At 37.1% G+C, this 17,013-nt stretch carries 8 protein-coding genes and 2 pseudogenes; 3 read left to right on the top strand and 7 right to left on the bottom strand.

Annotation, left to right across the window (positions count from 1 at the left end):
• Positions 1–193 precede the first annotated feature (193 nt).
• The 4 genes from ACP6PM_RS06280 to ACP6PM_RS06295 all read right to left on the bottom strand — a co-directional run bounded on the left by ACP6PM_RS06280 (position 194) and on the right by ACP6PM_RS06295 (position 5,473).
• Positions 194–2,020 carry an ABC transporter ATP-binding protein gene (locus ACP6PM_RS06280; RefSeq protein WP_426582860.1) on the bottom strand — a complete coding sequence of 609 codons (1,827 nt, stop codon included), beginning with the start codon at positions 2,018–2,020 and terminating at the stop codon, positions 194–196.
• A 445-nt stretch (positions 2,021–2,465) separates the two neighbouring features.
• Positions 2,466–2,603 (bottom strand): hypothetical protein, encoded by a 138-nt coding sequence (locus ACP6PM_RS06285; RefSeq protein WP_426582862.1) that lies wholly within the window; start codon positions 2,601–2,603, stop codon positions 2,466–2,468.
• 349 nt (positions 2,604–2,952) lie between these two features.
• Positions 2,953–3,933 carry a chlorophyll synthase ChlG gene (gene chlG, locus ACP6PM_RS06290; RefSeq protein WP_426582864.1) on the bottom strand — a complete coding sequence of 327 codons (981 nt, stop codon included), beginning with the start codon at positions 3,931–3,933 and terminating at the stop codon, positions 2,953–2,955.
• 445 nt (positions 3,934–4,378) lie between these two features.
• Positions 4,379–5,473, bottom strand: coding sequence for a Get3/ArsA fold putative tail anchor-mediating ATPase NosAFP (locus ACP6PM_RS06295; RefSeq protein ID WP_426582866.1), 1,095 nt, complete (start codon positions 5,471–5,473; stop codon positions 4,379–4,381).
• Between the two features lie 837 nt (positions 5,474–6,310).
• Between ACP6PM_RS06295 and ACP6PM_RS06300 the strand changes: the two genes are divergently transcribed.
• The 3 genes from ACP6PM_RS06300 to ACP6PM_RS06310 all read left to right on the top strand — a co-directional run bounded on the left by ACP6PM_RS06300 (position 6,311) and on the right by ACP6PM_RS06310 (position 15,679).
• Positions 6,311–14,149, top strand: coding sequence for an RHS repeat domain-containing protein (locus ACP6PM_RS06300; RefSeq protein ID WP_426582868.1), 7,839 nt, complete (start codon positions 6,311–6,313; stop codon positions 14,147–14,149).
• A gap of 215 nt (positions 14,150–14,364) precedes the next feature.
• The gene (locus ACP6PM_RS06305; RefSeq protein WP_426582870.1) at positions 14,365–14,964 is read left to right on the top strand and encodes a phage tail protein; all 600 of its coding nucleotides are present in this window, start codon (positions 14,365–14,367) and stop codon (positions 14,962–14,964) included.
• A gap of 343 nt (positions 14,965–15,307) precedes the next feature.
• On the top strand, positions 15,308–15,679 hold the full coding sequence (locus ACP6PM_RS06310; RefSeq protein WP_426582872.1) for an endonuclease domain-containing protein: 372 nt from the start codon (positions 15,308–15,310) through the stop codon (positions 15,677–15,679).
• A gap of 85 nt (positions 15,680–15,764) precedes the next feature.
• On the opposite strand, the pseudogene ACP6PM_RS06315 reads toward ACP6PM_RS06310, so the two are convergent.
• The 3 genes and pseudogenes from ACP6PM_RS06315 to ACP6PM_RS06325 all read right to left on the bottom strand — a co-directional run.
• Positions 15,765–15,905, bottom strand: a pseudogene (locus ACP6PM_RS06315) (IS701 family transposase); the annotation flags it as partial.
• Positions 15,906–15,956: 51 nt separating this feature from the next.
• Complete coding sequence (locus ACP6PM_RS06320; protein WP_426582874.1) at positions 15,957–16,508, bottom strand: Uma2 family endonuclease; 552 nt, start codon at positions 16,506–16,508, stop codon at positions 15,957–15,959.
• A 159-nt stretch (positions 16,509–16,667) separates the two neighbouring features.
• Positions 16,668–16,943: pseudogene (locus tag ACP6PM_RS06325) on the bottom strand (PDDEXK family nuclease); the annotation flags it as partial.
• Positions 16,944–17,013: the final 70 nt, after the last annotated feature.

The following is a 17,013-nucleotide window of genomic DNA, read 5'->3' on the forward strand; positions in this document are numbered from 1 at the left end:
AACTTTTGAGTCGATAACTTTTCCTAGAGTTATCTCAGTTATCAGAGGTTAATTTTAACTTTTGACTTTTAACTTGATAACTTTCCCTATCCCAGAGAAAGTTGAGAAAGTTGTCATTGATAAAATTAAGCATACCTGCCTTTTTTGAGTTATCAGTTATCAGAGATTACTTTTAACTTTTAACTTTTAACTTTTAACTTGATAACTTTTCCTCTTCCAAAGAAAGTTGAGAAAATTGTAATTGATAAAGATAAGCATACCTTCCTTCTTGAGCAATTAACTCTGCATGAGTTCCCATTTCTACTATTTTACCTTTTTCCAGAACCACAATTAAATCGACATGATAAATAGTTGATAACCGATGAGCAATAACTATGCTAGTACGTCCTTGAAAAAGTTGTTTGACAGAGTCTTGAATCAATTTTTCTGACTCAGAGTCTAAAGCTGAAGTTGCTTCATCTAAAATAACAATTTGGGGATTTTTTAACAAAACTCTGGCGATCGCTATTCTTTGTCTTTGTCCTCCTGATAATTTAACTCCTTGTTCCCCAATAATAGAGTCATAACCATCAGGAAAATTCATAATAAAGTCGTGAGCATTTGCTGCTTTTGCTGCTGCTATAATTTCTTCATCTGTCGCGTCTAACTTACCGTAAATAATATTATCTCGTACCGTACCGTAGAGCAACAAAGTTTCTTGAGGAACAATGCCAATATGCGATCTTAATGAACTTAAACTCACATCTCTTAGATCCTGTCCATCAAGTAAAATTCGCCCATTTTTCGGATCATAAAAACGTGCTGCAAGTTTAGCAATAGTGCTTTTTCCTGCACCAGAAGACCCCACAAAAGCAACCGACATTCCTGGTTTAATATCCAAGTTAAAATTGTCAATAACTAACTCATTATCTTGATAAGCAAACCCCACTTCTTCAAACTTAATATTACCTTTAACAGAAGTTAAATTAATCGCATCTTCCTTATCACTAACTGCTAGCTTAGTATCTAAAATTGAAAAAATATTTTGAGCAGATACTGCTGCTCTTTGAAGCATAATCATTAATCCATTAAAGCGATTAATTGGTCTATTAAGAATAGTGGCATAAGTCAAAAGTGCTGTTAATTCCCCAATAGTCAAACGACCAAACATTACTCCCCAAGCACCAAAAACTAATGTAATTACATTACCTACTTTATTCAGAGTATCAATTATAGGTCTAGATATAGATAAAAACCTATTTGCCTCAAGGTTTTTCTCCATATAATTATGACTAAATTCAGTAAATCGATCAATTTCATATTGTTCATTACCAAAAGATCTGATAACTGTAATATTCGATATAGTGTCTTGTAAATGATTACTAATTATTTCCCTTGCTCGGTTAGTTTCTTGGAATATTTTGTTGAGTCTTTTCTGAGTAAATTGCCAAAGATAAATCATCAAAGGCCAAGTCAGAGCGATCGCGATTGCTAGAGGCCAGTTGCTAATTAAAAAATAAATAAAAATGACAATAAAACCAAAGCTATCAATTAGAATTGAAATTAAATTAGAATTAAGTAATTGCCCGATAATTTCTACATCCCTTCCCAATCTTAAGATTAATTCCCCAGTACGTTGATTTTCAAAGTAACTAATAGATAAGAATTGAAGATGTTTATATAGCTGTACGCGAATACTTTTAACCGTGTTTTCTCCAAAGATTTTCATCGCATACGATTGCCAAAAAGACAGTACACTTCCTACGAAACTCGTCAATAGGATAATTCCTGCTACCCAAGGCAACATATTAAATTGTTTTTCGGGAATAATTACATCAAAAACATATCGATTAATTTGAGGGATAAAGAATGTAATAAATGAAGCCAGAATTGTTAATAATATGCCTATTAAAAAAGGTGTTTTATGTGGCAAACCATAACTAAATAGGCGCAGGTATAAATTCTGGGATTCTACTTTTTCCTCTGATTTTTCTTGCTTTACCTGAGTTGGAATTTTTTCAATTGTATTAGCTTTCATCATCACATCAGTCAAAATTAAAAAATCAAAAATTCAAAAGTCAAAAGTTATGTCTGAGAACTAATAACTAAAATGACTCACTATATTATTGTAGTAGACTGATATATTAAATGTTGCCATAGTAGAGATGGGTTCAGGGTTTAAATTAATAGAGCTAAACACTTCCAGAAAAATCAAAGACTTTTACTCCTATAATACCATTTCTCAAAAACTTTTCTATATCTTGTTGAGCAGGGGAGTGGGGGAGTAGGGACGTTGTATGCAACGTCCGTACAGAGAAGTAAATATGACAATAATTAATATTAAATTAGCTCAAACTAGCAAAAAAATGATTTGATATGTACTAATTAATTGATAACTGAAGTATTACCCAAGTATAGCATTACTTTTGAGAATTGGTATAATTCCCTTAGCTCCTAACTACTCCCTACTCCCTACTCCCTGATCCCTATTTAAGATAAATTTGCCTTAATTTCTCAATAGTTGCGACAGTTTTGAGAGAGGTAATAATTATTTCTAAAACCTCAATATCTTCCATGGTATTAATCTCTGAAAATATCTCTTTTCCTGATTCGCCAAATTTCAATTCTAATCCAATTTCTATTAACTGATAAGTGATAACTGATAACTGAAATGACTAGGGGCAATTCTAATTATAGGTTTACTACTAATATCAACTTTTTTTGTCATTTAACAAAGTCTGGTTTATTTTGTCTGTAGGTACTGATAATATCAACTTTTTGGTCATTCTATATAGCCGAGTTTATTATGTATTTTGAAATTCAAAAAAAGGAGACGTTGCATGCAACGTCCTTACAGTACATACTAGGAATAAACAATTGATTTGATTGTTAATTTTTAGAGATATCTATTAAAAAATTATTAGCCTTCTTCCTTACCGATAACTAATAACTAATAATTGATAACTGAAGAAACTAAACTCCTGCATGACCTAAAGCTAAACCTGTAATTAACATTCCTAATACTAAAAAAGGTTGAGCGCTTGCTTGATATTTCACATCATTTTCTAGAGGGTTTCTGAGGAAATACATATCCTGAAAAGTAATCTGAGGAATTACCATTAACAACAAAATAACAGCATACAAATTTTCTTGAATGCTAATTAAATAAGCTGCAACTCCAGCTTGAAAAATATCAATCATTAATACACAGATCCAAGCAGCAGTACCAATACCAAACATTACAGGCAAAGATTTTAAACCTAACTTTTCATCTCCCTCTACACTCTTAAAATCATTAACTACCGCAATTCCTAATCCAGCAAAACTATAAAACAAAGTTAGAATTACAATAGTTAAATTTAACTCTCCAAATAAAGCATGACCAGTCCACCAAGGCAAAGCAATATAACTAGAACCTAAAGCATAATTTCCCAACCAACCATTTTGTTTTAACTTCAGTGGTGGTGCCGAATAAATATAAGCCAAAAATGCACCAAATAAACAAAGCATAGTAATAATTGGAAAATCGTGACCAGTAGACAAATCTAGGAGATACGATAAACCAACTCCTGCTAATAACAAAACAACAATTTGAGTCACAACTTGAGGAATAGAAATTGCACCAGAAGGAATAGGTCGGTAAGGTTCATTAATAGCGTCTATTTCTCGGTCATAAAAATCATTTAGAGTTTGTGTATAACCCGCCATCAAAGGTCCTGCTAATAACATACAAGCAGCAGACATTAAGAAATTTTCTAGATTCCAAGTGTAGTTTCCTGAAGATGCAGCTCCACAAACTACTCCCCAAATTAAAGGAATCCAGGTTATGGGTTTCATTAATTGCAGGCGGATTTTCCAAATATTAGTTTCTCCACTTGCAGCACCTTTCATTCCTAATAGTTGTCTGGTTTTAGCAGTGCTATTTTCAACTTCTTTTTGTTCTTGATTAGTCATTTTTAATTAGATTATTCTGATTAGTAAAAAATAAGCATTCAGGCGTCAGCTATCAGCTATCAGCTTTCTTTCATGGACGATAAAAGCCATATTAATTAACTTAGAATTCAATTTTACTACAAAAGTATGCTCTCTTAAGCTTATAGCACTACGCAAATAGATTAGGACATTTCTAAATCCTGAAACCTTTTGATAGTCAACTGTTCCCAGTTAAGTGTTCCCTATTCCCGATTCAAGTAGCGCTATAAAGTCGTTGATATTGATTTAAACCACGTCTAACTTAACCAACCTACTCTTATTACTGAGAACTGATAGCTAATAGCTGAAAACTTACATGGAAATTGCTACTATAAACTTTTGACCAAACTCAAAAATCAATCTTTTTTCCTACTCCCCATCACCCCATCACCCCATCACCCCATCACCCCATCTTCCCTACTCCCTGTTAAAAAGAAATAATCAAATAATCATTTTGGAACTTTGCGCCAGTAACAGGTTTTCCACTTAGAGGTGGAGGAAGGAAAATATTTCTTCTCTGGTCTCCCGCTTCAATAGTTACTTCTGGTCCATATTGAGTAAGTCCAATTTGTTTTTTATCAAAACTAGGCAAAAATAAACTTACTTGACTTTTTTCAATATCTATGATACATGGCTGAGGAGCCTTAACTGCTTGACTAAAATCTGGCAGAGCATCCATTAGAGGTTGCCAATCTTCAGTAGAACGATGCGGAATAGGAGTTACAGATAGTGGTGCAAATTCATCAGCAACATTATCTGCTAAATCTGCTTGATTAAGAATTACTCCCCCTACAGTAAGATTAACTTGTTGGGCACTTCCCCATAAATATCTTGCTGTGGCGATCGCTGCCTTATCATCTGTAGTAACCAAATATGCTGCTACCCTATTTGGGTCAGCTATAGTAGCTTTGGCATTATCTAACAGTTCATTAATTTTTTCAGTCGGTTGAGAAAAATTATCCCCTGTCCAATCAACATTCAGAATAGCACTACTAATAGGTTGAACAAATGGAGAAATAGCTTTGTAGAGGTCTGAGTCGAGAATAACTTGACGGAAGCGACGAATATACCAACTCATAATTTCTGCCGAACCTAAAAGTCGTAAAGTCTCTTTATCTCCCGTGCCATCGTAAATAATAACGTCATATTCCCCACTAGCACTATATCCCCGCATAACGTTAATAGTCAGAATTCCTTCTACTCCTGGTAATACTCCCAGTTCTTGGCCATATACCTTTTTAAAGAAAGGCGTACGGATATATTCAGCTTCTAGTTTTTTCAGTTCTTCCCAACCGCTTTCTAGTAAACTTGCTGCCTGAATATTGACTGCTTTGAGATTCGAGTCTATTTCTGTAGGTTCTGGACCAATATTTGCACCTAATATTAAAGATAATGTTGAAGCAGGTTCTTGTCCTACAAATAAGACTCGTTTACCTTGGCTAGCGTATCGTTTGGCAGTGGCAAATGCAATAGTTGTTTTACCAGTGCCACCTTTACCCAAAAATGTATAAGTAGTAGTCATTTCAGTTATTAGTTATTAGTTATCAGTTATCAGTTAACAGTACCTCCGGCTTAAGCCTTATGCTTGAAATACTGAAGTTTCTTTTTTTGTCCCTTATCCAAGGGGAGGCCATTGACCTTATTTTTTGGTCATTATTTATCCATCAAAAGTTTAGAATCAAGGAACATTTACATTTTGTAATTATTTAGTTGATTTAGCAATGATATTTTAGTTATGGTTGATTACCTGAACTTGATATTTATAGATTTAGCTGATGTCCTAAATCTATACCAAAGATTTTAAAGTTTAATGTCCTAATTTCTTAGGAACCTTCTCTTACCAAGTGTGCCCATTCACTTGATTTTAAGCAAGGCTGAAGCAGACCCCCTCACTTTTGAATGCAGCTTTATCAATAGGAATAGAAAATCTGATGATTTAGATGTCTGTCAGAGTAATAAAAATAAAATGTTTCTAACTTATTGGACTTTGGATAAAAAGGAATAGTAGTTAGCGTAATAATTACCCTAACTAAATCGGAAAATATCCCTCTGTACTCCAGTGAAAAAAATCACTGAAAAATAGAAATAACTAAGAGCTTTCGCCGACTCAAATGCCTACTTTTTCTCCTCATTAGGCGATCGCCATATCAATAAAGCCATTAAAATGGCCACAAAATCTGGTGCAAAAGGGTTTTTGGTTTTGAAGTAGGTTTAATGGGGTGAGTCGAGAGAAAAAATTGCTGCTAACTCGAAAAATTCAGAAATTGGGTTTTGAGATCGTCTTAAGGGTGTAGAGACGGAGGATAGAAAATCAAATTTTATCCAAAGTCCAATAACTTAGACAAAGGAGTATATTATAGTGTCTAGTAACTATTCTCCAAGCACATTATCTCAACTCCCTGCAATCCGAACGTTTCAGATGGATGGAGGAGGTATCGGAAATATCCCTAATGCGGTTAATCTCTTCCGAGACGATGTTAACCTCCCTTTAGAATTAATCTCACTTCCGGGTAGAGGCGATCTAGATGTTAAGGTCGCCATCATGTACCAGAGTAACATCCAAAATCTGGTGGATACTTGGAATTTAGAAGCACCGACGGGTATTCTGGGGTTAGGCTGGAATATGCCATACGAAATGATTGCCATTGACAATAAAAATACAGGTTCTACTTACGATGATCAATATTATCTTGTTTCTGGTGGTTCAGCTAATCGGTTGTATCAAGATGGTGTAACTGAAGATGGTGCATGGAATTTTGAAACGGAAGATTATAAACCTTGGGATATTCGCTATTATCCAAAAGATGAAAAATGGGTTCTTATTAAAGAAAATGGTGTCAAACAAACTTATGGAGGTAAGAAAGATAACTTACCAGAAAATAACCCCTATATTCAATGGGGGATAAAATGGGGTGGTAGTAATGGTAACTGGATAGGTAGTACAACAAATACATCAGGACAAGAACCAATTGTACTAGCTTGGAATTTAGCCCAAATCGAAAATACTTGGGGTGAAAAAGTCACTTTTAGCTACGAAGTTGTTTTACAAGAAATTGGCTCCGATGGTTATAAATATACCCAAGCTACTTACTTAAAACAAATTACTGCTTTAGATGGACGGACTGTTAATTTCATCTATCAAGAGAAACAGTATGATGACAAAGTAAAGGAGTATCAAATTCCTCATCAATCTACTGAACAATCAAACCTTCATGCTTATCAAGATAAATACGAAACAAACTTTCTTGATTCTATCGAAGTAAGAGAAAAATCAGACTCGCTGTTATTTTCTCTTTCGTTTGATTATGAATTAGAGAATGTTTCCTTAACTGATTTTAATAATGCGGATTTCTACAAGCGTTATCTAACAGGAATAACTCAGAAAAATGCTGATGGGGAGTCGTTACCGGGTTATAAGTTTGAATATTATACGAAGGATATAAAGGAGAATATCCATCGTGGTGCTTTAAAGGATATTATCTATCCTACTGGTGGTATTGCTACTTTCACTTATGACAAAAAGGATTTAGTTGGTACATCTCACGGGATAAATATTTCTGGGCAAGGAACTCCTCGTGTTTGGTTTGGTGGTGATTATGTCGTTGTTGCTTATTATGATGATAGTCGGGGTAATTTAGATGTTAAAGTTTATAGCTGGAATGGTAATTGGATAAGTGATGAACCCAGTGCAGGGGGATTTAATTTTAAGCTAGATATTGATAGTTTACAAGTGGTGACTCAAGCTGATTTCTTTGCACTGAGTTTTAAGACACAATCTGACATGAGGGTTTACCTATTTCATCAGGAAATGGGACAGTTTGGACAATGGCAGTATCCTGAAAATTACTCTTTGGATTTAGCTTCAAGTGATGTGCAAACACACCTTGCTGTTGGCAGTAATTTTGTTGTTGCTTGCGCTTCTAATAGCACAGAATTAGGTCTTTATGTTTGGAATCAGCAGTCAAAGACTTGGGAGCGTAAAAGTACACTTATACGTAAAGGGAATTATAGTTTAGCTGCTTTGGGTAATTATTTCACTATCGGTATCTATGATGCTGCTTCTAAAAGCTGTGACCTGGCGTTATATTACCATGATGAAATCGACAAACAATGGCCTAGAAAAGATATTGCTACTATTAGTCCAGTTGAAAAAGATACAAAAGATAATCCCTATTTTAATTGGAGTTTAAGTAATAATTCTGCTACAGTAACTTTTATCAAAAAGCTTGTTACTAATATTGACTATGAAGTGCGAGTCTATCAATGGGATGCTGAATTTAGTATCACTTCACCTTTAAGGAAATCCTACAGCGTCTCTCAAAAGACAAAGCTACCCTTTGGCTATTCCCTAACGACGGGTAGCTTACTGGCAAATGTTGGTCATCTCTGGCGATATAATGGTAGTGAGTGGATAGATAGTAATTTGAACGTTTCTAGTGGAAATGAAACAACTAAGTTTGCTTATGGTTCTGATTTAGCGATCGCTTCTAGTTCAAATTCTAGTGATATAAAAGCTTATGATCCTTACCGTGATCGTTGGTCATATCCTAGTATAGAAGGTTCGTGGTCAAAAGATGAATATCAGCCTAGTGTTAGTGGCAATTTTGTCACTATTGGTAATGGTATTTTTTACCTAGATAATCAAGGACAACTTAACAAAGATAGACAATCAATTTCATCAGGAATTAAGCCAGATAGTATTATTAACCGTGCATCTAATTATATTGCTTATGAGACGAATGATGGAGACAGTCAGATATTATTATTGAAAAATGGTAAGGTTGTTAATACTGAATATCTCTCGGAAAGGATTTATGTTGATAACGAAAGCAGTAAGGGGAAATCGGGAACAATATTAGCTGGATTTAATGCTTTTGTTACTTATAAAGGTAATAATTTTGATCAAGCTTCTAACCTAAAACTGTATAAGGTTTTTGATCAATCGATACAAGGCAATGTTACTGATTTTCCCGTAGTAAAAGTAACTATCAATGATGGCTATCAAGAAAGCCAAACTAGCTATGATTATGACACCAGCAAGATAGCTATTAGTGTTCAAGGAATTGTTACTGAATATTCTCAGGTTACGTTAATTCAAGGCAGTGACAATTCACCATTACCTCCTTTTGGTAAGACTGAATATTACTTCTTTAATGGACTTTCAGCAGGAGGATTAGGATTAACCGATTTTAAAGGAATGCCTCCTCATTACTACAGTTTATTACATGGTTCTCTGCATCAACAAAAAGCCTATAATTCTACGGATGATGAGTTGGCTCGCCAAACTGTGGAATACGACATAGTAACCCACAGACAGCCATTAGAAAAGTCGAAGAAGCCGGTTCATTTATACGGTTATCATATTCAACAGAAACGGGAGGAAAGTATTCTCTATGGACAAGAAATTAGTACCATAAAATCAAATGGGAATACCTCAGATGTGGAAGTTAAACGAGAGGTTGAATATGAATATGACTCAGCAACAGGATTATTAAAAAAACAAACAACTTACAATTACAATAGTTTAGGTGAGAAGGAAACATTAACCAAAAGTTCTGTCTATGGTTGGGAAAAATATGAGGAATTGAGACAACAAAACATCCTGACTCCTGTTGTCCAAACTGTTAGTAAAACGAATGATAAAACAACCGCCATCGCAGTCTCAACTTGGAAAGATTGGGGAGAAGGTAAATGGGGTTTATACCGAACCTATCAAGGACTTAATAAAGATGCTGTTTTTGACCAATGGGACAATCAAACTGAACCCAATACAACAGATTGGTTGAAGGTTTCAGAAGTGATTTCTCGTACCTCAAATGGATTAGCACAAGATTCGATAGATGTCAATGGAGTTCACAGGTCAATCATATTAGATAACCAGCAATTTTATTCTGTTGCTCAATTTGCTAATGCTAGTATTGAAGAAGCCACTTATATCGGCTTTGAAGCTTACGAAAATACCAGTGATTGGAATGTAAATCAGGGGAATCTAACTGATTTAATCGTCACAGGAGATGCTCATACAGGGGTGTCTAGTTTACAACTAAAACCTAATCTTACTCTCAACTTAAAAACACCTCTAACCCTAATCAATACTCAGCAAAGCTATATTATTTCTGCTTGGATTAAAACGGAAGCAGGATTTGAGACAGATGGAGGTAAAGCTGAAGTTAAACTACAATTTTACAATAACAATAACCCTGTCGGAAATATAATCATTGTACCTACTGAAGCAACTGATAATGATTGGAAATACTTACATTATGCTATTAATCCAAGTCAAATTAAAGGAACACAGTTAGGACTAGAAATATCTAATCAAAAAGCGTCTAAATCTTTCTTAATTGATGATATTTGCTTTACTCCGTTGATGGGTGGTTTTCAAGCAAATGTTTATGAACCCAAGTACAAAATTGTTACCGCACAACTTGGAAATAGTGGCGATACGGTTCGTCATGTTTATGATTCTTTCCAAAGAAAAGTAGCAGAAATTGGACTTGATGAAACAGTTAATGGAGTTACGACATCCTATTTAACTCAACAGGGAAATGAGGATGAAAGTTCTGTCTTTCCTCAAGATAAACCTAACAGTGTTCTCAGTATTGGTGCAGCATTAGGTGGCGTTTATGCTAACTTTATTAATGGTGAACAATGGCGGAATGAGTGGCAATCTTCTCAGCCGAATAATTGGCAAGTAGAGAATAATGCTTTAGTTCATACGGGAAACACCTCAGATAGCATTACTTATCAATCTACCGCTTCTTTTAGTAACTATGGGGTAAGGCTATCAGTTCATCCATCGGGTACATTAAAACAATCATTAGGTATTCGTATTAGTGAGAATTTAACGGTAACTTGGACACAAAATCAAGGTTGGACTTTAACCCTTAAGGGGACATCTTCTCAAGTTGCTAACACAGGTTCTCTTCCCCATGAATGGTTATTAGTGGCTGCCAATAATACCGTTTTATTCTATGCTGATGGTGAACAAATCTTTACTCTAACTATAGAAGATAATATTGCTGGTGCGCTAGAAATATTTACCGCAGATGAAGTTAGTTTCTCTAAGATTGTTACTTTCAAAAATCCGAAAATTGGGATTACTTATAATGATGGTGTAGGGGAAGAAAGGCAAACTCAAGCCTTAGAAGGAAACAACTGTCTGGTAACAGAAACGGTTTATGATATTTTAGATCGTGCTGCGATCGCTACTAAAACAGCACAATTTGATAATACTCTCTTCGGTTATCGTCCAACATTTGTAGAAACCATAGATTGGGAGTCAGGGGTATTAACGGGAGAAGTAGCTAATTATTATCCTGATGATGAAGGTTATCCTTACAGCAGGACAGTCTTTGAAGCATCACCCTTGAGTCGTCCGATACAGCAAGGAATACCAGGGAAAACGTTTGCTATTGGTAATGGCAATACTCATATTACTACCAGTGAATATGGGACAAATATACAAGGATTTTTTGCAGAAGATAATTATCCATCGGGACAATATTTAGTGGAAAAAGTAACGGATGCTGATGGAACATCTGTTTATACCCTCAAAGATAAATTAGGTAATACTTTAGCGAAAAAAGCAGGTCCCATTGCAACAGATAGTGATATTTATCAAACCACTCGCAGTATTTATGATGATGCAGGAAATGTGGTTAAGGTGTTGCTTCCTAATCAGTTTGTCCCTCCGACGGGTTCGCAACCTGAAGCATGGGAAATCACGATGCAGTATGATTTCCTGGGACAAATGACCAGTCAAACGAATCCAGATTCAGGAACAACTAAGTATATCTATGATCAGGCAGGTCGTCCTCGGTTTATGGTAGATGCAGTGGGGTTAGAATCTAATCCCAATACTATCCTTTATAAGAAATATGATGTTATTGGACGCTTAATTGAAGAAGGTTGGTTGTCGGAAGACTGGGGTGATGGTAGCACTTTACAAGAGAAAGCTGATACTGATCCTAATTATCCTCAACAAACGGCTTGGCGTAAACATTATATCTTTGATGGAGATGGGTCAAATCCTTATTTAATTGGTCGTTTATGGCAGGTTTTAAGTAGTAATCAAGGGGATGGTAATACCGATGTTGAAGAAGTCTATGATTATGACAAGTTGGGAAATGTAGCCAGTAAAACCCTGAAGGTGACGGGACATGAACCACAAACGGTTGGTTACGAATACGATAATCTCGGTAATGTTATCAAAATTCACTATCCTGATAACAGTAATAGTATTCCTGAAGTGGTTTACAGCTATAACAGTTTGGGAGAAACCATTGCTATCGGAACACCCGAAAATCCTCAACGGTTTGCTAGTTATCGCTACAATGCTGATGGTAGTTTGGCAACAACTAACTTAAATAATGGGGGAATCCAAAACAGTTTTGATTATAACTCTCCGGGTTGGCCAACTCGCATTGGTAATCAAACCAATAACTCCCTGTTGATGGAACAATCTCTTGCTTATACAGAGGATGGTTATGAAGGTTCGGGATATTACAACGGGAATATTGCCAAAAATAGCATTAATTACGGGACATGGGAGAATGCACCCAAAAGTTATGACTATCAATATCAGTACGATAAGTTAGGACGGTTAGAAGTTGCTCAAAATCCTCAAAATGAGCAAGCAAGTTTAGGAGTTGATCAACCGACAACTTACGATATCAATGGCAATATTGAAACCTTGAAACAGGGTGATACGACTAATGAGTATGAATATATCGAGAATACGGATAAGGTAAACGAGGTTAGTAACGACAGTGAACCTCAAAACTATGGTTATGATGCCAATGGGAATGTTACAAGTGCGTCTCATCGCCAGATTTCTAACATTGATTATGATCCCTTAACTCAGTTAACCACTCAGATACAGCTTGAGGGAGAAACATCAGTTTCCTTTAAGTATGATGGGGGAAATCAGCGAGTCTTGAAAACATCTCAGGATAGTTCAGGAAAGCAAACCGCAAGCAAGTTATATGTTCATGGTTTGAATGATTATCCTTTGTTAGAAATGAGTGACCAACCCGTACAGTATATCTATGGGATTGGTGGATTAGTCGCACTGATAATAGATGGCAAAGTTTACACCATACTTAAAGATCATCTAGGTTCAACTCGTGTGGTGGTGGATGAAGCAGGAACGGTAATTGCTGCTTTTGATTATTTGTCTTTTGGGGACTTGATGAGAACTGCTCACGGAAATCCAGAGATGATTAGTTATCGCTATACGGGACAGGAATTTGATGCAGAGTTAGAACTGTATAACTATCGAGCGCGATTTTATGATCCGCGTTTGGGACGATTTTATGCTACTGATCCAAAGGCGCAATTTGCCAGTCCTTATCTATATGCGGGTAACAATCCGATTAATCTGGTCGATCCAGATGGAGCAGAGCTTGTAACCTTCCTAGCGATTGTTGCAGTTGGTGCTTTAGTCGGTGCAGCAGCTGGCGGTGGCGTTGCTGCTTATAAAGGTGTGGAAGAGGGACTCGAAGGATGGGATTTAGCTGGATATATCGCTGCGGGGGCAGGAATCGGTGCTGTAGCAGGAGCAGCATCAGCGGCTGGGGGTGTAGCGGCTTTCGCTGCTGGTTCAGCAGTCGCAGCAGGTGCGAGTTCAACAGCAGCAGGTTTAGCCTTTGGAACTTTAGCTGGTGCTGGAGTCGGTGCTACAGTTGGTGCTGGAGTCGGTGCTGGTGAGGCTGCTGCCCAGTTTGGAATTAATGAGGCTTTCGGGGTGAAAAATCAAGGAAGTTTGTCTGATGCAATCTGGAAAGGAGCAGTGGTAGGAGGAGTAGGTGGTGCTATAGGAGGTGGGATTTCTGGATTTGGTGGTGCTTCTGCGCTATTAAAGCAAGCTGAATATAACTATCGTTCTCTTAAACAGGTAAGCAAGGCTTCAAAAGCATTTAACAAAAAACGTTTGGTAAAAATAGGAAGAAAGGCAGAGTCGGCAGCCGAAAAAGCAACCGAAAGTTTAATAGACTCTACTACAAATAGCACCAGTAGTGTAGCTACAAGTTCAGCTGCAAGTGCTGCTTCCTACGAACGACCTGATGCTTCATCTCTCTATGGAAAGTTGGCACTTAATCCTTCTATGTCCAATAGTGTGGGACTACCGTTTACTGTGATTACCCAACCGACTTATTGGGGTGGTTCTCCCATTGGAAATCCCTGGCGACGCTAATGAATGCGATCGCAATTTCCTGTCCTTGAATGGGAAAAGGAATATCAAATCAACACTTTAACCAAACAATAGGGAATCTGAAATCATGAAAATTCACAATCAAAACCATTCAATCCGATCGCCATAACAGGAAATATCAAACCCCTATTTCTTGTCTCATGAAATTGGATTGAACTATCAAGTAAACACTCAAATTCAACAAAGGAAAAACTGAAATGACCGAAATTGATCAGATCCTATGCGAAAAAATTAAATCGCTTCCCCAAGAGAAGCAGAATGAACTGCTGGCTGATGTTGAATTAGCAACTTTAGCAATGCAAGTGATACCGCCAATTCAAGGAGTACCTATTGGAACAATCCTAGCTTATGCTGGCTTGGTATCCGGTACTGCGCCTTTAGCTAATGCCGGTTGGCTTATCTGCAATGGCGATGAAATAAACCGTCAGGAATATCCAGAATTGTTTAATGTAATTGGAACTTTATTTGGTGGAGGCAATAGCACAAGCACCTACAACTTACCCGATTTGCGGGGACGCTTTCTCCGAGGTGTAGATCACGGGGTAGGACGAGATCCCGATGCAGCGACTCGTACCGCCTCGGCTTCAGGTGGAATTACAGGTGATAATGTTGGTTCGTTGCAGGAGGATGAATTCAAGGAGCATACGCACAAGACACAAGAGATCATTCGAGGGCCTGGTTTTTCGGGAGACTACTGGAGTTTTAATCCGTCGCAGACTGGTCCTGCGGGTGGCAAAGAAACCCGTCCCAAGAACATCTACGTTAATTGGATTATCAAGGCTAAGAATGTGAGCTAATTCTGAAGTTAGCAAATAGGGCGATCGCTCTGTCTAACGGTCAGGCGATCGCTTATTAGATGATCAAAGCTAAGAATGTGGACTAATTCTGAAGTGATGAAATAGAGCGATCGCTCTGTCTAACGGTCAGGCGATCGCTATAGTAGGCGAATGCCATTCGCCCCTACTTATGACACCTAATTCTGAAGCCAAGAAATCAGGCGATCGCTCCCCCCTCCAGTTCCCCTCCTGGGAGGGGTTAGGGGTGGGTTTGTTTGGCTGGGTTAGGCCAGGAGTGGGTTGGACTAGGGTGAGTTAAGTGTGTTAGACTAAGACTCAAAAAAGTGTTATCCTTATCATTCTCATGGCAATTAAAATTATTTCCTACAATCCAATATTAAAAGAAAGAGCTAGGGAACTTCGCAAAAACATGACCCCTGGAGAAGTCACCCTTTGGAAACACCTTAAAGGAAAGCAAATGTGTGGCCATGACTTCGATCGCCAACGTCCCATCGATCAATTTATTGTGGACTTTTATTGCAAAAAACTGATGCTAGCCATTGAGATTGACGGTTCTTCCCATGATAGTCCCGAAGCACAAGAACAAGATGCAGAAAGACAAGGGCGTTTGGAGTCCTTGGGAGTGCAATTTTTACGGTTTCAGGAACAAGAAGTTTGTGGTGAGGTGGAGGGAGTTTTGAGTGTGATTGAGGATTGGATTAAGACCCACCCCTAACCCCTCCCAGGAGGGGAACCAGTGCGTCGGTGCTGTATTAAGGGGTTGTCAGCGCAAACGAATCTGCTTGATTGAGAATTACTCCTAACTTGATGGCCAAATCAGGTTTTTTGACAAATTCTTTATCCTCTTTACCATCTGATAAAGAGGATGAACTTATGTTTAGTTCAACATCTAAAGGAAGACTTCTCACCCCATCATATAAATGGCTTGTAACTATAACTATCTGAGCGATCGCTTAATTATTATTTCATTAAAGAAGAATAAACTGGTTTTCTCAATCAAACTCAGGTGCCCACACCTCTATCACAGATAACTCCCACCCAGGAAGTAATTTTGGAACTTGCAACACATCTCCATCCTTTAGCACAACCTTATCACTATTAGGGCGATAAACTTCCATTATGCGAGTTCTTGGATCGACTAAAACGCCAACCTTAGTTCCCAATTCCAGAAATTGCTGTATCTTATCACGCAATTTTGCCAAACTGTCGCTCTTAGATTTAACCTCAAACATTAAGTCAGGAAGCAATTCGGCGTAATCTTCTGTAGTGCGAGGTAAACGTTCAGCTAAGATAAAAGAAACATCGGGTGCGCGAACATCTCCATCTTCATTAGGCAAAAGAAAACCACCACTAGAACCAGATATTCTGCCTAACTTACGGGGACGTACCCAATTCCGAAGTTGAGCAGCAATTTCGATCGCTACTTCTTCTGACTCCAAACCTGAAGGACTCATAAAAATAATTTCTCCACCTACTAATTCCATTTGATAATCAGGATGTTGTGCTTGTAGCTTTTCTAAATCTTTAACAGTTAAACTAGGCATTTTGAAAACCTCTTATTTATAGTCTTTAAATTGTATCTAAATTTCAAAAATAGAACTTTTCAGAAGATTGATAACTGCTGAAACCGCTGTCTAAATTGTTAATAGCTTCTCTTTTGACGTAAGTCCTGATTTACCTATTATTCTATTAGAGTATTTTTTTTAGTTATTTGTAGAGTATTTTTTTAATTCTTTGCGAAAAGCTCGTAAAGCAGGACTTCTACCAATCTCACGACTTTGAGCTAAAACTTCTGCCACCAACTCCTGAATTAGTAATTTTGGGAATGTTGGACTGGCAGAAACTTCTTGGTAATCTTTTCCTTGCAAAAGATAAACCTTAAGCTGATTTTTCTCATAACGCCAAAGTTCAGGTACACTTAAGTTAGCATAGACATTTAGTTGAGTTCTAGAAGTAACATCCATTTCAATAGCTAGGTCTGGCGGTGGGTCATTTCAGTTATCAGTTATCAGTTATCAGTTATCAGTTATCAGTTATCAGTTATCAGTT

This window comes from Dapis brunnea BLCC-M229 (assembly GCF_050015995.1).
Taxonomy (GTDB): Bacteria; Cyanobacteriota; Cyanobacteriia; order Cyanobacteriales; family Microcoleaceae; genus Trichodesmium.